This is a genomic window from Cellulomonas sp. NPDC058312, assembly GCF_042880135.1.
Classification (GTDB): domain Bacteria; phylum Actinomycetota; class Actinomycetes; order Actinomycetales; family Cellulomonadaceae; genus Cellulomonas.
This window is the reverse complement of the sequence record NZ_JBHVZE010000002.1, coordinates 715,844-735,288: the sequence shown is the minus strand read 5'-3', so window position 1 is coordinate 735,288 and position 19,445 is coordinate 715,844. Positions and strand designations below refer to the sequence as shown.

General features: G+C 73.5%; 19 protein-coding genes. 6 read left to right on the top strand and 13 right to left on the bottom strand.

The window, feature by feature from the left end:
* The first annotated feature begins 16 nt into the window (after positions 1-16).
* Positions 17-1,423, top strand: coding sequence for a dipeptidase (locus tag ACFVXN_RS07870; RefSeq protein ID WP_389229866.1), 1,407 nt, complete (start codon positions 17-19; stop codon positions 1,421-1,423).
* Positions 1,424-1,522: 99 nt separating this feature from the next.
* Here the strand turns inward: ACFVXN_RS07870 and ACFVXN_RS07865 are convergent, their stop codons facing one another.
* Both ACFVXN_RS07865 and nadA read right to left on the bottom strand, forming a co-directional pair.
* The gene (locus tag ACFVXN_RS07865; RefSeq protein ID WP_389229864.1) at positions 1,523-2,104 is read right to left on the bottom strand and encodes a DJ-1/PfpI family protein; all 582 of its coding nucleotides are present in this window, start codon (positions 2,102-2,104) and stop codon (positions 1,523-1,525) included.
* Between the two features lie 35 nt (positions 2,105-2,139).
* Complete coding sequence (gene nadA, locus ACFVXN_RS07860) at positions 2,140-3,354, bottom strand: quinolinate synthase NadA (protein WP_389229861.1); 1,215 nt, start codon at positions 3,352-3,354, stop codon at positions 2,140-2,142.
* A gap of 74 nt (positions 3,355-3,428) precedes the next feature.
* Here nadA and ACFVXN_RS07855 point away from each other — a divergent pair, with 74 nt between their 5' ends.
* Both ACFVXN_RS07855 and erpA read left to right on the top strand, forming a co-directional pair.
* On the top strand, positions 3,429-4,724 hold the full coding sequence (locus tag ACFVXN_RS07855) for a glycerate kinase (RefSeq protein WP_389229858.1): 1,296 nt from the start codon (positions 3,429-3,431) through the stop codon (positions 4,722-4,724).
* Between the two features lie 175 nt (positions 4,725-4,899).
* Complete coding sequence (gene erpA, locus ACFVXN_RS07850) at positions 4,900-5,250, top strand: iron-sulfur cluster insertion protein ErpA (protein ID WP_389229856.1); 351 nt, start codon at positions 4,900-4,902, stop codon at positions 5,248-5,250.
* A 173-nt stretch (positions 5,251-5,423) separates the two neighbouring features.
* Here erpA and ACFVXN_RS07845 read toward each other — a convergent pair whose 3' ends face one another.
* Positions 5,424-6,623, bottom strand: coding sequence for a cysteine desulfurase family protein (locus tag ACFVXN_RS07845; RefSeq protein WP_389229853.1), 1,200 nt, complete (start codon positions 6,621-6,623; stop codon positions 5,424-5,426).
* A gap of 281 nt (positions 6,624-6,904) precedes the next feature.
* Between ACFVXN_RS07845 and coxB the strand changes: the two genes are divergently transcribed.
* From coxB to ACFVXN_RS07830, 3 genes are all read left to right on the top strand, one after another.
* Complete coding sequence (coxB, locus tag ACFVXN_RS07840; RefSeq protein WP_389229850.1) at positions 6,905-7,762, top strand: cytochrome c oxidase subunit II; 858 nt, start codon at positions 6,905-6,907, stop codon at positions 7,760-7,762.
* Entirely contained in the window at positions 7,762-9,588 is a 1,827-nt protein-coding gene (gene ctaD, locus ACFVXN_RS07835) for a cytochrome c oxidase subunit I (protein ID WP_389229847.1), read from the top strand. Before coxB ends, ctaD begins: the two co-directional genes overlap by 1 nt.
* Positions 9,589-9,659: 71 nt before the next feature.
* Entirely contained in the window at positions 9,660-10,058 is a 399-nt protein-coding gene (locus ACFVXN_RS07830; RefSeq protein WP_389230536.1) for a cytochrome c oxidase subunit 4, read from the top strand.
* Positions 10,059-10,129: 71 nt separating this feature from the next.
* Here the strand turns inward: ACFVXN_RS07830 and ACFVXN_RS07825 are convergent, their stop codons facing one another.
* From ACFVXN_RS07825 to ACFVXN_RS07780, 10 genes are all read right to left on the bottom strand, one after another.
* A complete protein-coding gene (locus ACFVXN_RS07825) occupies positions 10,130-11,197 on the bottom strand; it encodes a hypothetical protein (RefSeq protein WP_389229844.1) in 1,068 nt (355 codons plus the stop codon).
* The gene (locus ACFVXN_RS07820) at positions 11,194-11,826 is read right to left on the bottom strand and encodes an ATP-binding cassette domain-containing protein (protein ID WP_389229842.1); all 633 of its coding nucleotides are present in this window, start codon (positions 11,824-11,826) and stop codon (positions 11,194-11,196) included. The genes ACFVXN_RS07825 and ACFVXN_RS07820 overlap by 4 nt, the downstream gene beginning before the upstream one ends.
* Before the next feature lie 9 nt (positions 11,827-11,835).
* Positions 11,836-12,882 (bottom strand): hypothetical protein, encoded by a 1,047-nt coding sequence (locus ACFVXN_RS07815; RefSeq protein ID WP_389229839.1) that lies wholly within the window; start codon positions 12,880-12,882, stop codon positions 11,836-11,838.
* Positions 12,882-13,517, bottom strand: coding sequence for a hypothetical protein (locus tag ACFVXN_RS07810; RefSeq protein WP_389229836.1), 636 nt, complete (start codon positions 13,515-13,517; stop codon positions 12,882-12,884). The genes ACFVXN_RS07815 and ACFVXN_RS07810 overlap by 1 nt, the downstream gene beginning before the upstream one ends.
* On the bottom strand, positions 13,514-13,819 hold the full coding sequence (locus tag ACFVXN_RS07805; protein WP_389229833.1) for a hypothetical protein: 306 nt from the start codon (positions 13,817-13,819) through the stop codon (positions 13,514-13,516). Before ACFVXN_RS07805 ends, ACFVXN_RS07810 begins: the two co-directional genes overlap by 4 nt.
* Positions 13,820-14,082: 263 nt before the next feature.
* Positions 14,083-14,712, bottom strand: coding sequence for a superoxide dismutase (locus ACFVXN_RS07800; RefSeq protein ID WP_389229830.1), 630 nt, complete (start codon positions 14,710-14,712; stop codon positions 14,083-14,085).
* 297 nt (positions 14,713-15,009) lie between these two features.
* Positions 15,010-16,764: a cytochrome bc complex cytochrome b subunit gene (locus ACFVXN_RS07795; RefSeq protein ID WP_389229827.1), complete on the bottom strand. Its 1,755-nt coding sequence runs from the start codon at positions 16,762-16,764 to the stop codon at positions 15,010-15,012.
* Positions 16,761-17,786, bottom strand: coding sequence for a Rieske 2Fe-2S domain-containing protein (locus ACFVXN_RS07790; RefSeq protein ID WP_389229824.1), 1,026 nt, complete (start codon positions 17,784-17,786; stop codon positions 16,761-16,763). Before ACFVXN_RS07790 ends, ACFVXN_RS07795 begins: the two co-directional genes overlap by 4 nt.
* Positions 17,783-18,586, bottom strand: a complete 804-nt coding sequence (locus ACFVXN_RS07785) for a c-type cytochrome (protein WP_389229821.1) — start codon at positions 18,584-18,586, stop codon at positions 17,783-17,785. The genes ACFVXN_RS07790 and ACFVXN_RS07785 overlap by 4 nt, the downstream gene beginning before the upstream one ends.
* Before the next feature lie 67 nt (positions 18,587-18,653).
* Positions 18,654-19,253, bottom strand: coding sequence for a heme-copper oxidase subunit III (locus ACFVXN_RS07780; protein WP_389229818.1), 600 nt, complete (start codon positions 19,251-19,253; stop codon positions 18,654-18,656).
* Between the last annotated feature and the right edge of the window lie 192 nt (positions 19,254-19,445).

The following is a 19,445-nucleotide window of genomic DNA, read 5'->3' as shown; positions in this document are numbered from 1 at the left end:
AGTAGCGTGGCGATCCGTGACAGAGCCCACGCCCACCACCGCGTCCCCGTCCGTGACCGACCCCGCCGTGGTCGCCGACCTGCGCGCCCGCGTCCGCGACGCGTTCGCCGGCGTCCGCGCGGACCTCGAGGCCCTCGTCCGGGTCCCGAGCGTCTCCAACGGCGACTTCGACCAGGCGCACGTCGCCGCCAGCGCGGAGCACGTCGCCCGCCTGCTCGGCGAGGCAGGCCTGCCGGAGGTCCAGGTGCTCTCCGTCGAGCGCCCCGACGGCACCCCGGGGGCGCCCGCGGTCGTCGCCCGCCGGCCCGCCCCCGCCGGCGCCCCGACGGTCCTGCTCTACGCACACCACGACGTGCAGCCGCCCGGCGCCCGCGAGGACTGGGACACCGACCCGTTCGAGCCCACCGAGCGCGACGGCCGCCTGTTCGGGCGCGGCGCGGCGGACGACAAGGCCGGCGTGGTCGCGCACCTCGGCGCGCTGCGGGTGCTCGGCGACGAGCTCGGCGTCGGCGTCACGGTCTTCGTCGAGGGCGAGGAGGAGATCGGGTCGCCGTCGTTCACGCGGTTCCTGCACACCTACCGGGACCTGCTGGCCGCCGACGTCATCGTCGTCGCCGACTCGTCGAACTGGAAGGTCGGCGTCCCCGGGCTGACCACGTCGCTGCGCGGGCTCGTCGACCTCGAGGTCGAGGTCGCGGTGCTCGACCACGCGGTGCACTCGGGCATGTTCGGCGGCCCCGTGCTGGACGCCGTCACGCTGCTGTCCCGCCTGATCGCGACGCTGCACGACGATGCCGGTGACGTGGCGGTCGCGGGCCTGGTGTCCGCTGCCGACCCGGTCGTCGACTACGACGAGGCGGCGCTGCGCGCCGACGCGAGCGTGCTGGACGGCGTGAACCTCGCCGGGACCGGCCCGCTGACCGCGCGGCTCTGGACCCGCCCGACGATCGCCGTGATCGGCCTGGACGCCCCGCGCGTCGCGACCGCGTCGAACACCATCGCCCCGAAGGCCACCGCGAAGCTGTCGATGCGGATCGCCCCCGGGCAGGACCCCGTCGCCGCGCTCGCCGCGCTGCGCGCGCACCTGGAGGGCCACGCCCCGTTCGGCGCCCGCGTCACCGTGCGCGACGGCGAGCTCGGCAAGCCGTTCCAGGCCCCCGCCGACTCGTCGGCCATGCAGGCGGCGCGTCGGGCGTTCGCGGACGCCTGGGGCACCGAGCCGGTCGACATCGGCATCGGCGGGTCGATCCCGTTCATCGCCGACCTGCTCGAGGTCTACCCCGACGCGGCGATCCTGGTCACCGGCGTCGAGGACCCGGACTCCCGCGCGCACGGCGCCAACGAGTCGGTGCACCTGGCGGAGCTGGAGAAGGTCGTCCTCGCCGAGGCCCTCCTGCTGACCGGCCTGGCCCGCCCGGCCTGACGGGTCCCTCCCGCAGGGGTGGAGTGGTCCTGCCCGACGCGCCCGGCGTGTCGGGCAGGACCATTCCACCTCGCGCCGGTCGGCTGCACTCCCCCCGGGTCAGTACTGGATCTGGCGGCGGACGGCCGCGGACGCCGCGGGGGACTCCAGGCGGGACACGAGGTGCAGCGCCATGTCGATGCCGGCCGAGACGCCCGCGGACGTCACCACGTCGCCGTCGTCGACGAAGCGGGCCTCCGTGTCGATCATGACGCTCGGGTCGAGCGCGGCGAGCTCGCCCAGCGCGGCCCAGTGGGTCGTGGCGGGTCGCCCCGCGAGCAGGCCGGCGGCCGCGTAGACGAGCGCCCCGGTGCACACCGACGTCATCAGCGGCGTCGTCGCCCGGACCGTGCGGACCCAGGCGAGGTGGTCGGCGTCCTGCGCCAGCAGCCGGGTCCCGCGCCCGCCCGGGTGCACCACGACGTGCAGCGGACCGACCTCGTCGCGCGACGTGTCGGGCACCAGCCGCAGGCCCTTCGCGCACCGGACGCCGGCCCCGTCGGCGGAGAACGTCACCACCTCGGGGCGCAGCGGGGACATCGCCGCCCACGCGGCCAGCACGTCGTACGGGCCGACGACGTCCAGCTCCTCGGCGTCGTCGAACACGACGACCCCCACCCGCAGCGGGTTCCCGGTGCTCACGTGCGATCCCCCCCTCACGCGCGGTGCGGTCGAGGTCAGTACCCCGGCAGCGCCAGCATCTGGTCGAGCGCGACGCGCGCCCAGTGCGCGTCGTCGGCGTCCACGACGATCCGGTTGACGACCCGGCCGTCCCGCAGCGACTCCATCGCCCAGACCAGGTGCGGCAGGTCGATGCGGTTCATGGTCGAGCAGAAGCAGACCGTCGAGTCGAGGTACGAGATCTGCTTGTCCGGGTGCGCGGCGGCGAGGCGGCGGACCAGGTTGAGCTCCGTGCCGATCGCCCACGCCGACCCCGCGGGCGCCGCGTCCAGGGCCTGGATGATGTACTCCGTCGACCCGACCATGTCGGCACCGGTGACGACCTCGTGCTTGCACTCGGGGTGCACCAGCACGGTGACGTCCGGGACCGCCGCGCGCACGTCGAGCAGGTTCTGCTCCGAGAACCGCCCGTGCACCGAGCAGTGCCCGCGCCACAGGATCATCCGCGCGTCGCGGAGCTGCTGGGTGGTCAGGCCGCCGTTCGGCTTGCGCGGGTCGAACACGACGCACGCGTCCAGCGGGATGCCGAGCGCCAGCACGGCGGTGTTCCGGCCGAGGTGCTGGTCGGGCATGAACAGCACCTTGCCGGTGCCGTCGACGCCGCCGACCTGGTCGAACGCCCAGCGCAGTGCGACGTGCGCGTTGGAGGACGTGCAGACGGTGCCGCCGTGCCGGCCGGTGAAGGCCTTGATCGCGGCCGTCGAGTTCATGTAGGTCACGGGCACGGTGTCCTGCGCGATGCCGGCCTCGACCAGCACGTCCCAGGCGTCCTCGACCTGGTCGATGGCGGCCATGTCGGCCATCGAGCAGCCCGCCGCCATGTCCGGCAGCACCACCTGCTGGGTGTCGGACGTGAGGATGTCCGCCGACTCGGCCATGAAGTGCACCCCGCAGAACAGGATGAACTCGGCGTCGGGGCGCGCCGCCGCCTCGCGGGCGAGCTTGAAGGAGTCGCCGGTGACGTCGGCGAAGTCGATGACCTCGTCGCGCTGGTAGTGGTGGCCGAGCACGAACGCCCGGTCGCCCAGGTCCGCGCGTGCGGCACGCGCCCGCTCCACGAGGTCGGGGTCGCTCGCGGCGGGCAGGCCGCCGACGCACTCGACGCCGCGCTCGGACGCCAGGTCCGTGCCCTGGCCGAGCAGCAGGAGGGCGGAGGCGGCGGGCTCCGCGAAGGTCACCGGGGGATCGAGCAGCGTCACGCGCAGGATCATCCCACAGCGACGCCGGGCGGCGGCCGGGACCCGCACCGCCGCCGGCCCGACGGGGGCGTGCGAGGATCGCCGGCGTGCACGTCCTCGTCGCCCCCGGCCGGTTCGACGCGCGCCCCGACGACGTCCCGGCGGCGCTCGGCGGCCGCCCGTCGACCTCGCCCGCCCCGGACCCCTGGCCCGCGCTGACGGCAGCCGAGGCGGTCGCGGCGGTCACCGACGGCTGGCGCACGGTCGCGCCCCACGACGTCCTGGAGCCGCTGCCGCTGTCCGACGGCGGTCCGGGCCTGCTCGACGCGGTGCGCGCGGCCCGCGGCGGGGACCTGCTGTCGGTCACCACGACCGACGCCCACGGCGCGGTGGTCCCGGGTGCGGTGCTGGTGCTGACCGAGCCGTCGGGCGCGCGGACGGCGTACGTCGACGGCGCGCTCGCGCTGGGCGCTGCGGACCCGGCGGCTCTGCCCGTGACGGCCACGACCTCCGCGGGGCTCGGGACGCTGCTCGCCGCCGCCCTCGACACCGGGGCGGGCCGGGTGGTCGTCGGGCTGGGCGGGCGGCGGACGGTCGCGCACGACGCCGGCGCCGGGCTGCTCGCCGCGCTCGGTGCCGTGCCTGCGGGCGCGGCACGCGGGGTCGACGCCGCCGCCGGGCTCCGCGCGGCCGACCTGGGTGAGCTGGGGGCGCTGCGGGCCGCGCTCGCCGGGCGGGACCTCGTGGCGCTGCACGCGCACGACCTGCCGCTGCTCGGGATGGGCGGCGCGTCCGCGGACCTGGTCGAGGGCGGGCGCGCGGACGCCGCGGCGGCGCAGGACGTCGAGCGCGCGGTCGCGGCGTTCGTGCACGCCACCGCCGCGGCGGCCGGGTCGACGGGCCGGCGGGACCTGCTCGGGTCCGGCGTGACGACCGGTGCCACCGCGGGTGCGACGACCGGCCCGGGCGGCGGTGCGCGACGCGCGCCGGGGTCGAGGGCCGCGCTGGCCGCCGGATCCGGGGCGGGCGGCGGCGCCGGGTACGCGCTCGGGCTGCTCGGTGCGCGCCTGCTGCCGGGCGCGGCGTGGGTCGCGGACGTCGTCGGGCTCGCGGGGCGCGTCGCCGAGGCCGATCTGGTCGTGACCGGCACCGGCGTGCTCGACGGGCTCGCGCTCGAGGACGGCGTGGTCGGCTCGGTCGCCGCGGCGGCGCTGCCCCTCGGCGTGCCCGTCGTCGCCCTCGCGGCCCAGCTGCGCACCGGCCGCCGCGACTGGGGCGCCGCGGGGGTCGCCGGCGGGTTCGCGGTGCTGGAGGGCCCCGGCGACGTCGAGCGGTGGCGGGCCGACCCGACCGCCGCGCTGCGGGCGCGGGTCCCGCGGATCGCCCGGACCTGGTCGCGCTGACCGGGCGCCGCCCACGCGCCCCGCGCACGGCCGCGCCGGTCCCGTGGTGCCGCCCGACTCCGGGCGTACATTGGGAACAGATCACGCGGGGGTGCGGTTGTGCTGGACGCGACCGTCCCGCGGCGCGCGCGCCCGAGCGTGCGTCCGCGACCGAGCCGAGACACGGGAGACATCCATGAGCGAGACCACCGAGACCGCGACGCACGGCGTCCAGCTCACCGACTTCGCGGCCGACAAGGTCCGCAGCCTGCTCGAGCAGGAGGGTCGCGACGACCTGCGTCTGCGCATCGCGGTCCAGCCCGGCGGCTGCTCGGGCCTGATCTACCAGCTGTACTTCGACGAGCGCGTGCTCGACGGCGACGCGCTGGTGGACTTCGGCGGCGTCGAGGTCGTCGTGGACCGGATGAGCGTCCCGTACCTGGACGGCGCGACGATCGACTTCGCGGACACCATCGAGAAGCAGGGCTTCACGATCGACAACCCGAACGCCGGCAGCAGCTGCGCGTGCGGCGGCTCGTTCGCCTGACCGCTCCCGCCCCCGAGAGCCCCGGACCCCCACGGGTCCGGGGCTCTCGCGCGTCCCCCCCACCCCCGCTCCAGCCCGGGTGGATCCATCCGGGGCGGCGCGCCGCGGTGAGTCGCCGTGATCGGTCCACACCAGGTCCGGGTGGATCCACCCCGCACCGCAGGGCGCGCGTGTCAGAGGTCCGTGATGCCCGCCGCGCGGCGGAGCTCGGTGACCACGCCCGGGAGGACGGCGCAGAACCGGTCGACGTCCGCGGTCGTCGTCCCGACCGGCAGCGTCAGCCGCACGTTCCCCTGGGTGAGGGCGCCCATCGCCGCGAGGACGTGGCTGGGCTCCTCGGTGGCCGACGTGCACGCGGACCCGGACGCGACGGCGAACCCGGCCCGGTCCAACGCGGTCACCACGGCCTCCCCGTCGACGTAGAGGCAGGAGAACGTCAGCACGTGGGGGAGTCGTCCGGTCGCCGGCCCGGCGACGTCGACCTCGCGGACCTCGGCGGCGACCCGTGCCCGGAGCCGGTCGACGAGCGCGACCCGCGGGTCGGGTCCGGCGCCCGCGCGGGCGGCCGCGACCTGGAGGGCGACGGCGGCGGCGAGCGCGGCGGGCACCGACACGCCGCCGGGGAACCAGCGGTCCTCGTCGGTCGGGCCGACGGGGGAGCGGCGCACGCCCGCCCGGGTGACGAGCACCGCCACGCCGGGCAGCGCGCCGACGTCGCCGGGGTCGAGGGTCAGCACGTCCCACTCCGGTCCGACGGGCACGTGCCCGAACGAGGAGCCGGCGTCGACCAGCAGCGGCACCCCGGCGGCGCGCGCGGCGGCGTGCACGGCCGCGACCGGCTGGAGCGTGCCGACCTCGCCGTTGGCGTGCTGCAGCGCGGCGAGCGCGACGCCGGGGGACCGCAGCGCGTCGGCGAACGCCTCCGGGTCCACCCGGCCGGCGGCGTCCACCCCGAGGGTGCGACGCTCACCCGGGTCGCCGGTCGGCCGGTCGGCGCCGACCGCAACGTCCGCCGCGTCCAGGACGGCCATCCGCTCGACCGCGGAGACGACCACCGCACTCCCGGCGCGGCGGCGCCCGCGGGCGACGGTGCGGACCGCCCCGTGCAGGGCCGCGGTGTGCGACGGCGCGAGGTCGACCTCCTCGGTCCGGGCCCCGACGAGCGCGGCCACCGCCTCCCGCGCGCCGTCCAGCAGCGCCCGGGCGCGTCGGCCCTCGGTGTGCAGCCGGCGGGGGTCCGCCCAGCCCTCGTCGAGCGCGGCGAGGAACGCCTCCCGCGCGGCCGGCAGCACCGGGGCGCGCCCGCCCGCGTCCAGCAGGACGCGGGCCACCCGGGCCGCGGCGGGGATCGGGGGCGGGGCGGCGTCGGTCACCCGAGCACGGTAGCGGCCCGACCGGTGGCGGTTCCGTGCGCGGCCGGTGGAGCACCTGCGGACGTGATCCAGATGACACTGCGTCATCTCACGGTCCCGAAACGCGGGTCTGGGGCCACGAGGGGCCGGTCAGCGCGCTAGGCTGCTCGGGATCGAGGACATAGGTCCTAGGCGACTTCCCTGTCGGACGGCGCAGCGCAGGCGTCGCGCGCGGCGGGGACCGAAGTGGAAGGCCCCCGGTGCGCTCGCAGACCCCCCGCCCGAGGCGGAACAGACTGGCCGTGGCGGGACTCGTCGGCCTCGCCGCGCTCGCGCTCGCCGGATGCTCGCCGGAGGTCCAGCGCGGCTGGCTGCCCGGTGACTCCGAGAACGAGATCACGAACCAGACCGGCCGCATCATGAACCTCTGGGTCGGCTCCTGGGTCGCCGCGCTGCTCGTGGGCATCCTGACCTGGGGCCTGATCATCTGGTGCGTCGCCGTGTACCGGAAGCGCAAGGACGACGACCAGCTGCCCGTCCAGCTCCGCTACCACGTGCCGCTCGAGATCATGTACGTGATCCTGCCGATCATCATGGTCGGCGTGCTGTTCTACTACACGGCGCGCGACATGACCGAGATCCAGGACACCAGCGCCGAGCCCGACCTCACCGTGCAGGTGATCGGCAAGCAGTGGAGCTGGGACTTCAACTACGTCGACGACGACGTGTACGACACCGGCCAGCACGCGCAGGCCGTCGGCGAGACCGGCGTGCTCGCCGACCAGCCGACGCTGTACCTGCCCGTCGGGGAGAACGTCGAGTTCGTGCTCGACTCCCGCGACGTCATCCACTCGTTCTGGGTGCCCGCGTTCCTCTACAAGCAGGACATGATCCCGGGGCGCACCAACACGTTCCAGGTCGTCCCGCAGGTCGAGGGCGAGTACGTCGGCAAGTGCGCCGAGCTCTGCGGCGAGGAGCACTCGTCGATGCTGTTCAACGTCAAGGTCGTCTCGCGCGAGGAGTACGACGCGCACGTCGAGGAGCTCCGCGACGCCGGCCAGGACGGTCAGCTGGGCCTCGAGTACAGCCGCCTGCAGGACGTCCGGGTCACCGGCGAGGGCGACACCGAGACCGCCGCGGGCGAAGAGGGAGACAACTGATGGCTGCCACCGTCGAGACCGTCCCGGGGCTCGCCCCGCGCCGGCAGACTCTCGGGCGCACCGTCGTCAAGTGGGTCACGTCGACCGACCACAAGACGATCGGCTACATGTACCTGATCGCGGCCTTCACCTGGTTCGCGATCGGCGGCCTGATGGCGCTGCTGATCCGTGCCGAGCTGTTCGAGCCCGGCATCCAGATCGTGCAGAGCAAGGAGCAGTACAACCAGCTCTTCACGATGCACGGCACGATCATGCTGCTGCTGTTCGCGACGCCGCTGTTCTCCGCGTTCGCCAACATCATCATGCCGCTGCAGATCGGCGCTCCCGACGTCGCGTTCCCGCGGCTCAACGCGTTCTCGTTCTGGCTGTACCTGTTCGGCGGCCTGATCGCCGCGGGCGGCTTCCTCACCCCGCAGGGCGCGGCGTCGTTCGGCTGGTTCGCGTACGCGCCGCTGTCGAACTCCGTGTACTCACCGGGTGCCGGTGGTGACCTGTGGGTGTTCGGCCTCGCGCTGACCGGTTTCGGCACGATCCTCGGTGCGGTCAACTTCATCACCACGATCGTGACGATGCGCGCGCCCGGCATGACGATGTTCCGGATGCCGATCTTCACCTGGAACACGCTGGTCACCAGCCTGCTCGTGCTGATGGCGTTCCCGCCGCTGGCCGCCGCGCTGTTCGCGCTCGGTGCCGACCGCCGCCTCGGCGCGCAGGTCTTCAACCCCGAGAACGGCGGCGCCATCCTCTGGCAGCACCTCTTCTGGTTCTTCGGGCACCCCGAGGTCTACATCATCGCCCTGCCGTTCTTCGGCATCGCGACGGAGATCCTCCCGGTGTTCAGCCGCAAGCCCGTGTTCGGCTACAAGGGCCTGGTCTACGCGACCGTCGCCATCGCCGCGCTGTCCGTCACCGTGTGGGCGCACCACATGTACGTGACCGGTGCCGTGCTGCTGCCGTTCTTCGCGCTGATGACGATGCTGATCGCGGTGCCGACCGGTGTGAAGTTCTTCAACTGGATCGGCACGATGTGGCGCGGCAAGCTCACGTTCGAGACGCCGATGCTCTGGACGATCGGCTTCCTCACCACGTTCCTCTTCGGCGGTCTGACCGGCGTCATCCTGTCCAGCCCCGCGCTCGACTTCCACGTGTCCGACACCTACTTCGTGGTGGCGCACTTCCACTACGTCGTGTTCGGCACCGTCGTGTTCATGATGTTCGCGGGCATGTACTACTGGTGGCCCAAGTTCACCGGCCGGATGCTCAACGAGCGCCTCGGCAAGATCCACTTCTGGATGCTGTTCGTCGGGTTCCACATGACGTTCCTCATCCAGCACTGGCTCGGCGCCGAGGGCATGCCCCGTCGGTACGCGGACTACTCGCCGGAGGACGGCTTCACCTGGATGAACCAGGTGTCGACCGTGGGTTCGATGATCCTCGCGATCTCCACGCTGCCGTTCCTGTGGAACGTCTACATCACCTGGCGCAAGGCGCCGAAGGTCACCGTCGACGACCCGTGGGGCTACGGCCAGTCGCTCGAGTGGGCGACCTCCTGCCCGCCGCCGCGGCACAACTTCACGTCGCTGCCGCGCATCCGCTCCGAGCGTCCCGCGTTCGACCTGCACCACCCCGAGGTCGCGGCGATGGACCACGTGGAGCCCGACCCCGGGTTCTTCGACTGGGAGGCCGAGCGCTCCGGCGAGCAGGGCGTCGCCCGGGACCGCATGGCCCACGGCGGCGGCGAGCCCGAGCAGTCGTCCGCGACGATCGTGGACGACCGCCCGCGCACCGAGCGTGACACCGACGACCAGGACGGGAGCACCCGATGAACGCGCCCCTGACGCACGACGCCGGTGGCCGGCCGTCCGAGACCGGTGACGGCGCCCGCCCGCGCCACGCGATGAAGGTCGAGCCGTACCTGTTCCTCGGGGGCGTGCTGTTCTTCATCCCGATCGGGCTGGTCTACGCCTGGTGGAGCGGCGGCGAGGCCGTCGGCACCGTCGGCATCCCGCTGGTCGGTGGCCTGGTGGGCATGATCGGCGGCTACCTGCTGCTGGTCTCCCGCCGGATCGACGCCCGACCCGAGGACGACCCCGAGGCGCTCATCGCCGAGGGTGCCGGCGACCAGGGCGTGTTCAGCCCGTGGAGCTGGTGGCCCATCACGATCGCGTTCGCGGGCGCGCTGGCGTTCCTCGGCATGGCGATCGGCTGGTGGCTGCTGTACGTCGGCGCGGCGCTCGGGATCATCGGCCTGGTCGGCTGGATCTTCGAGTTCAGCCGCGGGCAGCACGCGCACTGACGCGACCCGCACACCGCACGAGGCCGGGCACCCCACGGGGAGCCCGGCCTCGTGGCGTCCGGACCGGTGGCTCACCGGAGCCGGAAGTACCGGAACAGGTGCGCCTCCCGCGTGAGGGCGACGGCGGCCTGGCACCCGAGCACCGCACCCAGCAGCCCGGGCACGGTCGCCGACACCGCGACCGCTACCAGCGCGCCGGGATCCGCACCGCTGCCCAGCGTGATCTGCGCCGCCGCCGCCGCCGCGACCAGGACCCCGGCGGGGAACACCGACGCGAGCGACTCCAGCAGGAGCTGGACGTGCTGGGCGCGGGCGGTGACACCGACGTGCCGCGCCGCCGCCAGCTCCAGCCGCCGGGTGCGGGTCCCGGCGTAGCCGAGCAGCACCCCGGCACCCAGCGCGACGGTGGGGGCGTGCCGTGTCGTCCGGTCCGCGTGGAGGCGCGCGCCGTCGAACGACGTGCCGAGCGTCGTGTTGAGCTGCGAGGTGATCGCCGGCCCGGCACCCTCGTCGGCACCCGGGAGCACGGCGAGGCGCACCAGCGCGGCCAGTCCGGCGGGCACGGGCCAGGCGTTCACCCAGCAGGTGTCGTACGGCTCCGTGCGGTCGGCCGGGACCAGCGCGGCGTAGCCGTAGCCCGACCGCCGGCCGTCGTCGGGCCAGGCGAAGACGCCGCGCACCGTCGTCGGGGTGCTGCTCAGGACGACGGGGTCTCCCGGGCCGACGCCCAGCGCGGCGGCTGCCTGCGCGGCCAGCAGGACTCCCGTGGGTTCGGTGACGTCGACGCGGAGCAGGTCGGCGGTGCCCGGGGTCACGGCGTAGTGCGCCACGGGCCCGCGCGGCAGTGCCGCGGGGACCAGGGGCTCGGGCTCCTGGCGCAGGGCACCGGCGGCGCGGACGCCGGGCACGTCCGCAAGGGCGTCGCAGGCGTCGCCGTCTACCGCCCCGGGTGCGTCGATCGTCAGCACCGCGGCGCCGGAGTCCCGGAACGCGGCACCCCGGTCGAGCAGCGCGTCCACCGAGGCGACGTCCGCTGCGGTGCACCCGCCGACGACGAGGGCGAGGACCAGGGCGGACCGCAGGACGTGGGCGGTGCCGGAGCCGATGTCGCGCGCTGCCTCGCCGAGCACCCACCTCATGCGCCGGACGCTCCCGACGCCGGACGGGGTTCGACACCGGCGGTGACGAGGTCGAGGGTGTCCGTGCAGGCTGCGCGCGTCTGCGCGTCGTGGGTGGCGACCACGACGACGGTCCCGGCGCGCGCCAGCCCGGCGAGGGTGCTGCTCACCCGCGCGGCCGTGCGGGCGTCGAGCTGGGCGGTCGGCTCGTCGACCAGGAACAGATCGGGCCGGGCGGCGATCCCGCGCGCGAGCATCAGGCGCTGCGCCTCACCGCCGGAGAGCGCGGCGAACTCCCGGTCGGCGGCGTCGCCCAGCCCGAACTCGACCAGCAGCGCCTGCGCGCGGTCGCGCGCCCGGCGGCGAGTGAGCCCCTGGACGAGCAGCGGGAGCACGACGTGGTCCAGCGCCGTGCGGCGAGCGACGCCGTGCGGGTTCTGGAACACCCAGCCGACCCGGCTCACCCCGGTGCGGTGCACCCGCCCCTCCGTGGGCTCGAGCCAGCCGGCTAGCAGCGCCAGCAGGGTGCTCTTGCCCGACCCGGACGGGCCGACCAGCGCGTAGACGCGGTTCGGGAGGAGGGTCGCCGTCACGCCGCGGAACAGGAACGGCTGCCGCGGGAACCGGTGGCCGAGGCCAGCGAGGACCACCCGCACCCGTCAGCCGCCGCATCCCGCGGGCGGGTCGGTCCGGACCGCGTCGGGGAGCGACGCCCCGGGGGCCGGCACGACGTAGGACTGGCCGAGCTCCGAGCCGACCAGACCGACCCGGACCGGTCGACCCGCGACGTCCCGCACGCAGCTGGTGGGCGTGCCCGCACCGGCCACGGCGCTCGGCGGGACCACGCCGACCTCGAGCGGCTCCGCCAACGACCAGGTCACGGTCAGCGTCACGTCGGCCGTCGGATCGCCGCCGGATGCGGCGTCGCGGTAGCTCCGCGACGCCGCGACGGCGGCGAGCGACGTCGCGTCGCGGACCTCACCGTCGGGGTCCACGGGCACGGCCTGCTCGTCCACGACGAGGACCCGGTCCCCGGGCGCCGCATCGGCGGGCACACCGACGAGCGCGGCGCCGGAGACGGCCGCCGGGAGCTCCGCGAGGGTGTCGCCGTCCACGACCTGCGTGCCCGCCGTCGCCCTGCAGCGACGCACCGGCACGACGGGTTCCGGGAGCCACACGAGCAGTGCCGGATCGACCTCCGGCACCGCCCGGGGCGTCGGGATCCCGGCTGCCACCGTCGCGGCCGCGAACGCCCGGAGCGTGGCGCGGGTGACCCGGTCACCCTGCGGGGCGTCGTGGCCGAGGGCGCGGAGCGCGGCGTGCAGCGCTGTGACGTCCGGTCCTCGGTCTCCCGGCCCGAGCGGGCGCCACAACGGCTCCGCGGTGTGCAGGTTCAGCAGCCCGGTCCCGTCGACGGCGAACGACGAGGTGCCGCTCTCGACGGTGCCGCCGGCGACGCAGGTCGTCGCGGTCACGAGGCCGTCGCTGCGCGAGGTGAGCGCGCGGGCCTCGCCCGCGGACACCCGGAGGGCCAGGCCGCGGGCGTCGTCGAACGTGCGCGTCGTGACGGGCACCTCGGTGACCGGCGCCCCCGAGGCCAGCATCGGGGGTGGACCCGGGGCGGTCACCGCGACGCCGACGCCGACGCCGCCGGCGAGGGCGGTGAGCACGATCAGCGTCAGGACCGAGGCGGGGCCGGGCCGCATCAGGGTGTGGGCTCCGGATCGACCGCGCCGGTGCCCACGACCGGGACGACACCCAGCGGGTCGATCATGCAGGCGGCCGCGGCCTCCTGCCGGGAGGGCGCCCACGGGACGGCCGCGCCGTCGACCTGCACGAACTCCTCGAGGTCCCGGGCGGTGAAGCCCGGCTCGACGATCCCGCGCTCGACGAGGCACTCGGCCTGGATCGTCGCCGGGTCGAGGTTCTCGGGGTTGAGGCGGATCTGACCGTGCAGGACGACCACGCCCCCGTCGGCGAACTCGCACGTCCCCATGACCTGCATCGGGTCCTCGCTGCCGGTGACGACCGAGACAGTGGCCCGACCGTACGGGTCGTACGTCACCTCGGCGCCGTGGTCCCGGTAGCACTGGTCGACGAGTGCGCGCCCTTCCTCCACCTCGGCATCCGAGATCTCCCCGTCGGCGAGGGCCTGGTGGGCGAACGCGCTGTCCGTGGCTGCGTCGTAGTACGCGAGCTCTGACGCCCACGGGCCACCGACCAGGTCCGAGGGCGCGGCACCGGAGGCCGTGCAGCCGGCCACCAGGCCCACGGCGACCAGCAAGCCCGGAGCGACGGCGTCCCTCCACGCCGAACCCGCTGCCGGATCGACCGAGATCACGCATGAACCATCGTCGGGAAGGCGTAGCAGATGGCAGACGGATTCGTCGACCAGCCACCAGGGAACGCCCAGGCGCCGACCTGGACACCTGTCGTCGACGCCGCGCTGCTCTTGTAGCCGTAGGCCCCGAGCTTGCAGTTGACGTTCTTCACGCTCTTCGAGGTGAGGTTGCTGAAGCTGCACCCGGCGGCATCGGCGCCGGGAGCGGCGACGCTCGCGTCGACCACTCCGATCGTGGTCAGCGCGAGTGCGACTGCTGCCACGCGGAGGAGGTGGGGACGGCGTACGGACGTGCTGCTCATGGCGTGCTCCTTCGGGGAAGCAGGCCGGTATCGGTGCGGCTGAGACACCGGGTCGGTCACGTCGGGACCGACCCGAGCCAGGGTGGTGCACGCCTGCGTGCGTGGGCAAGCGGTGCGACCGATCGGGGGACACGGAGGCCGTGACGCGTCGGCGTGTCGTCCCCGTTCGTCCGGAGTTGTCCGCCGTGCACCGTCTCATGGAGCGGACACGCCGAGGGCCGGCAACCGCGGCGGGTCGCCGGCCCTCGGTGGGTCCGGGTGCGTCAGAGCGCGGGGACGATCAGCCCCGAGGTCTGGCTGCGGGCCCGCTCGAAGCGCGCGCCGGCGTCGGCCCAGCTGACGATGTTCCACCACGCCTTGACGTAGTCCGCCTTGACGTTGACGTAGTCGAGGTAGAACGCGTGCTCCCACATGTCGAGCACGACGATCGGCACGAGGCCGAGCGGGATGTTGCCCTGCTGGTCGTAGAGCTGCACGATGACGAGCTTCTCGCCGATCGAGTCCCACGCGAGGATCGACCAGCCGGAGCCCATGATCGTGGTGGCGTTGGCGGTGAAGTGCGCCTGGAACTTGTCGAACGAGCCGAAGAACTCGTCGATCGCGGCGGCCAGCTCGCCCACGGGCTTGTCGCCGCCCTCGGGGGAGAGGTTCTGCCAGAACACGGAGTGGTTCACGTGCCCGCCGAGGTTGAACGCGAGGGTCTTCTCCAGGCCGGCGACGGCGCCGAAGTCGCCGGACTCCCGGGCGGCTGCCAGCTTCTCCAGCGTCGCGTTGGCGGCCGTCACGTACGCAGCGTGGTGCTTGTCGTGGTGCAGCTCCATGATGCGACCGGAGATGTGCGGCTCGAGCGCCGCGTAGTCGTAGGGCAGGTCCGGAAGGGTGTAGTCGGCCATCAGTGCCTCTCCTGCTCGTGCCGCGGCTCTTGCGCCGCGGCGGCGTCTTGGCGGCAGGCGCACGACCGTCCCGTGCAGGACATGCGCGCCTGCTCTCTGTCGTACCACGTCCCGGGGGTCCTGGCCCGCCGTGGCGGGCGTCGGCCGGGGACGTGGGCACGACCGGGCGCTGGCCGGGACGGCGACGCCCGGGCCGCCCCGGCGTGAGCCGACGCGACCCGGGCGTGGTGTCCCGTTCCTCGCCCACCCGGTCCAACGACCGGGCGGGCGGGATGATTCCCCTGGTCAGGGGGTGGATCAGGAGCGGTGGGTGCCCTCGGTGTCCTCGGGCTCCGGCGCGAGGTGCCGGGTGCCGGCGGACCCGGCCGTGAGCTCCTCGCGCTGCTCGTCGTGCGCGGCCGGCAGGGCGTCGTGCGCCCCGTGCGACTGCGCGGCGGCGAGCTCCGCGGGGGTGACGGGCTCGACCCGGTCCTCGTAGAAGACGCGGGACAGCCGCTGCCGCAGCGCGTCCGTGCGGTAGCCCTTGCGGCGCACGCCACGGGCGTCCTCGGCCGGCTCGATCTCGAGCGGACGTCGGGGCTCGTGCTGCACGCGCAGCCAGCGCTCGTGCGCGTCGAGGGGCTTGTGCACCTCGATGTACTCGCCCGACGCGAACCGGACGATGCGGCCGGTCTCGTGGCCGTGCAGGACCAGCTCGCGGTCCTTGCGCTGCAGCGACAGGCAGATCCGCTTCGTGATCCAGAACGCGAGAGCCGGGGCGATGAACAGCGCGAACCGCAGCACCCAGGTGATGTCGTTGATCGACAGGTGGAAGTGCGTCGCGATGAGGTCGTTCGACCCGGCGAGCAGCAGCACCATGAACGCGGTGAGGAACGCGACGCCGAACGCGGTGCGGAACGGCGCGTTGCGCGGGCGGTCGAGCACGTGGTGCTCGCGCTTGTCGCCGGTCGCGAACGCCTCGATGAACGGCCACAGGGCCAGCACCGTGAACAGCAGGCCGGGGATGACCACGCCGGGCACGAGGATGTTCGCCGACACCGTGTACTGGCCGATGACGAACTCGGCCTGACCGGGCATCAGGCGCAGACCGCCCTCGAGGAACAGCATGTACCAGTCCGGCTGGGCGCCGGCGCCGACGATGCTGGGGTCGAAGGGGCCGTAGTTCCAGACGGGGTTGATCGTCATGGTCGCGGCCATCAGGGCGATGACGGCGAACACCACGAAGAAGAAGCCACCGGCCTTCGCGACGTACACCGGGAACAGCGGGTAGCCGACGACGTTCTTGTCGGTCCGCCCCGAACCCGGGTACTGGGTGTGCTTGTGCAGCACGACCATGAGCAGGTGCAGGCCGATCAGCGCCAGGATCAGCGCGGGGATCAGCAGGATGTGCACCGTGAACAGCCGGGGGATCAGCTCCGTGCCGGGGAACTCGCCGCCGAACAGGCCGAACGAGATGTACGAGCCCAGGACCGGGATCGCGCGGGCGACGCCGTCGGCGATGCGCAGGCCGTTGCCGGACAGCACGTCGTCGGGGAGCGAGTAGCCGGAGAAGCCGGCCAGCAGGCCCAGGATCATCAGGGTGAAGCCGACGAGCCAGTTGAGCTCGCGCGGCTTGCGGAAGGCCCCGGTGAAGAACACGCGCATCATGTGCGTGACGATCGAGGCCATGAAGATCAGCGCGGCCCAGTGGTGGATCTGCCGCATGAGCAGACCGCCGCGGACCTCGAACGACAGGCGCAGCGTCGAGGCGAACGCCTCGGACATCTGCACGCCGTCCATCGCGGCCCAGGGGCCGTGGTAGTGCACCTCGGTCATCGAGGGCACGAAGAACATCGTGAGGAACGTGCCCGAGATCAGCAGCACGACGAAGGAGTAGAGCGCGATCTCACCCAGGAGGAACGACCAGTGGTCGGGGAAGATCTTGCGGGCGAACTCCTTGACCGCGCCGCCGATGCCGGTGCGCTGGTCCAGGTAGTCGGCGGTCGCGGCGGCCGCGCGGGCTCCTGCCGTCGGGGGGGCCGACGGCGTGGAGGGGGATGTCAGGGTGCTCATGTGAGGCGCTCCCAGAAGGACGGGCCGATCGGCTGGTCGAAGCCGTCCTGGGCGACGAGGTAGCCCTCGTCGTCCACGGTGATCGGCAGCTGGGGCAGCGGGCGCTTGGCCGGACCGAAGACGACCTTGGCGCTGTCGGCGGCGTCGAAGGTCGACTGGTGGCAGGGGCACAGGATGTGGTGCGTCTGCTGCTCGTAGAGGGCGACCGGGCACCCGACGTGGGTGCAGATCTTCGAGAAGGCGACGATGCCGTCGTACGACCAGCCCTCGCCCTGCTCGGAACGGAGGTCGGCCGGGTCCATGCGGACCATGAGGACGACCGCCTTGGCCTTCTCGTTGAGGGGGTGCTCGGTGTCCTCGAGCCCCTCCGGGATGACGTGGAACGCGGACCCGATGGTGACGTCCGCGGCCTTGATCGGGCGGCCCGTCGGGTCGAGCACCAGCTTGGTGCCCTTCTTCCACATCGTGTGCTTCGAGCGCGAGACGTCCCAGCCGCCACCGATGTTGCCGACGAGCGGCACGGCGATGGACAGCGGGAACAGCGCGAGCGAGGTCACCATGGCGCCCTTGAGCACACCACGGCGGCCGATCGCGGAGTCCTTGGCACCGTCGCGCAGGGCCTCGACGGCCTTGACGCGGACGGAGTCCTCGGAGCGGATGGCGTGGCGGTCCTCGGAGCGCTCGTGGTCGTTCATCAGGGACTTCGCCCAGTGGACTGCCGCGGCACCGATGCCGATGAGCCCGAAGAACAGGCCCAGGCCCAGCAGCAGGTTCGACGTCCGCATCGACCCGACGGTCTCGCCCGGCGGGAAGAACCAGTACGCGGCGAGCGCACCGACGGTGCCGATGATCGAGATCGTGAACAGGGCGACGACCTGGCGCTCCGCGCGCTTGTCGGCCTTCGGGTCCTGGTCCGCCTGACGGGGGTGGTGCTCGGGGTGACCCGGGTCCTCGAACCGCTCGGGCAGCGCGTGCGTGCCGTGGGCGGTGAGGTCCGTCGAGGGGTCGTGGTGGGTGCTCACGAGGACTTGGCTCCGATCCAGACCGAGGCGCCGATCAGCAGGCCGATGCCGATCACCCAGGCCCACAGGCCCTCGCTGACCGGGCCGACCGAGCCGAGGGTGAGGCCGCCGGGCGACCCCTCCCGCTGCGCGTCGAGGTAGGCGATGATGTCGCGCTTCTCGTCCGGGGTGATGTTGGCGTCGTTGAACACCGGCATCGACTGCGGGCCGGTCTGCATCGCCTCGTAGATGTGCGTGGGGGTGGTCTCGTCGAGCGCCGGGGCCCACTTGCCCTGGGACAGCGCGCCGCCGGCGCCGGTGACGCCGTGGCACATCGCGCAGTTGGTGCGGAACAGCGCGCCACCGGTGGCGACGTCGCCCTTCGTCGGGTCGACCTGCTCCTCGGTGGGGATCGCGGGGCCGGCGCCGAGGGAGGCGACGTACGCCGCGAGCTGCGCGATCTGCTCGTCGTCGAACTGCGCGGGCTTGGCCATGATCTGCGCGCCGTTCATCTGCGCGGGCATGCGGCCGGTGCCGACCTGGAAGTCGACGGCGGCGGCGCCCACGCCGATGAGGGACGGGCCGCCGGCGCCGCCCTCGACGGCCTCACGGCCCTCGGCGGACACGCCGTGGCAGGTGGCGCAGTTGGCCTGGAACAGCTTCTGACCGGCGGCGACGTCGCTCTCGCTCGCCGCTGCCTGCGCCGCGTCGGCGCTGGCGGGCTGGGCGATCGCGTACACGGCGCCGGTCAGCAGCAGCGCCAGCAGGAGCAGCACGACCGGTGCGGACCGGTGGTGCCTGCGGGCGGCGAGTGCCTTCACGGATGGATCCTCGTCTCGGGCGTGCGGGGGGCTTCGGGAGCTGCGGGGGTGCTGCGGGGGCGTGGCGTCAACGGATCAGGTAGATCGTCGCGAACAGCGCGATCCACACGACGTCGACGAAGTGCCAGTAGTACGAGGTGACGATCGCGGTCGTCGCCTCGTGGTGGCCGAACCGGCCGGCGGTGAACGAGCGGCCGAGCAGGAACAGGAAGGCGATCAGGCCGCCGACCACGTGCAGGCCGTGGAACCCGGTCGTCAGGTAGAACACCGAGCCGTACGGGCTGGAGGAGATGGTCAGGCCCTCGTGCACGAGCTCGGCGTACTCGAAGACCTGGCCGCCGATGAACACGGCGCCCATCACGTAGGTGAGGGTCATCCACTCGTTCATGCCCCACCCGCGGATGTTCAGCAGGCTGCCGGAGCGGACCGGCTGGAACCGCTCGGCGGCCAAGACGCCCATCTGGCAGGTGACCGACGACAGCAGCAGCACCGTCGTGTTGATCGCCGCGAACGTGATGTTCAGCTTCTCGGTCTGGACGGCCCACTCCTCGGGGACCGTCGAGCGGAGCGTGAAGTACATCGCGAACAGGCCGGCGAAGAACATCAGCTCCGAGGCCAGCCACACGATCGTCCCGACCGACACGGGGTTCGGTCGGTTGACGCTCACGTGGGGAGCGGAGGCGGGGGCAGCCGTTGCGGTCGTCACGCACGTCAGTATGGCCGATATCCGGCCCACATGGGTCACAAGTCCCAGGGCGTCGCCGAGGTTTCTGTCACACCGTCACCTCGATCCGCGCACATCCCGGGCACGATCCCGCGTGATCGCGCGGCGGGCGCGGCGCGCCGGTCGTCCCGGGTC

Coding starts and splice junctions, on each gene's coding strand:
- nadA (WP_389229861.1), bottom strand. CDS start 3,354: ATGATCCTGCGCGTGACGCTGCTCGATCCCCCGGTGACCTTCGCGGAG.
- erpA (WP_389229856.1), top strand. CDS start 4,900: ATGAGCGAGACCACCGAGACCGCGACGCACGGCGTCCAGCTCACCGAC.
- ctaD (WP_389229847.1), top strand. CDS start 7,762: ATGGCTGCCACCGTCGAGACCGTCCCGGGGCTCGCCCCGCGCCGGCAG.
- ACFVXN_RS07830 (WP_389230536.1), top strand. CDS start 9,660: ATGAAGGTCGAGCCGTACCTGTTCCTCGGGGGCGTGCTGTTCTTCATC.
- ACFVXN_RS07825 (WP_389229844.1), bottom strand. CDS start 11,197: ATGAGGTGGGTGCTCGGCGAGGCAGCGCGCGACATCGGCTCCGGCACC.
- ACFVXN_RS07815 (WP_389229839.1), bottom strand. CDS start 12,882: ATGCGGCCCGGCCCCGCCTCGGTCCTGACGCTGATCGTGCTCACCGCC.
- ACFVXN_RS07805 (WP_389229833.1), bottom strand. CDS start 13,819: ATGAGCAGCACGTCCGTACGCCGTCCCCACCTCCTCCGCGTGGCAGCA.
- ACFVXN_RS07800 (WP_389229830.1), bottom strand. CDS start 14,712: ATGGCCGACTACACCCTTCCGGACCTGCCCTACGACTACGCGGCGCTC.
- ACFVXN_RS07795 (WP_389229827.1), bottom strand. CDS start 16,764: ATGAGCACCCTGACATCCCCCTCCACGCCGTCGGCCCCCCCGACGGCA.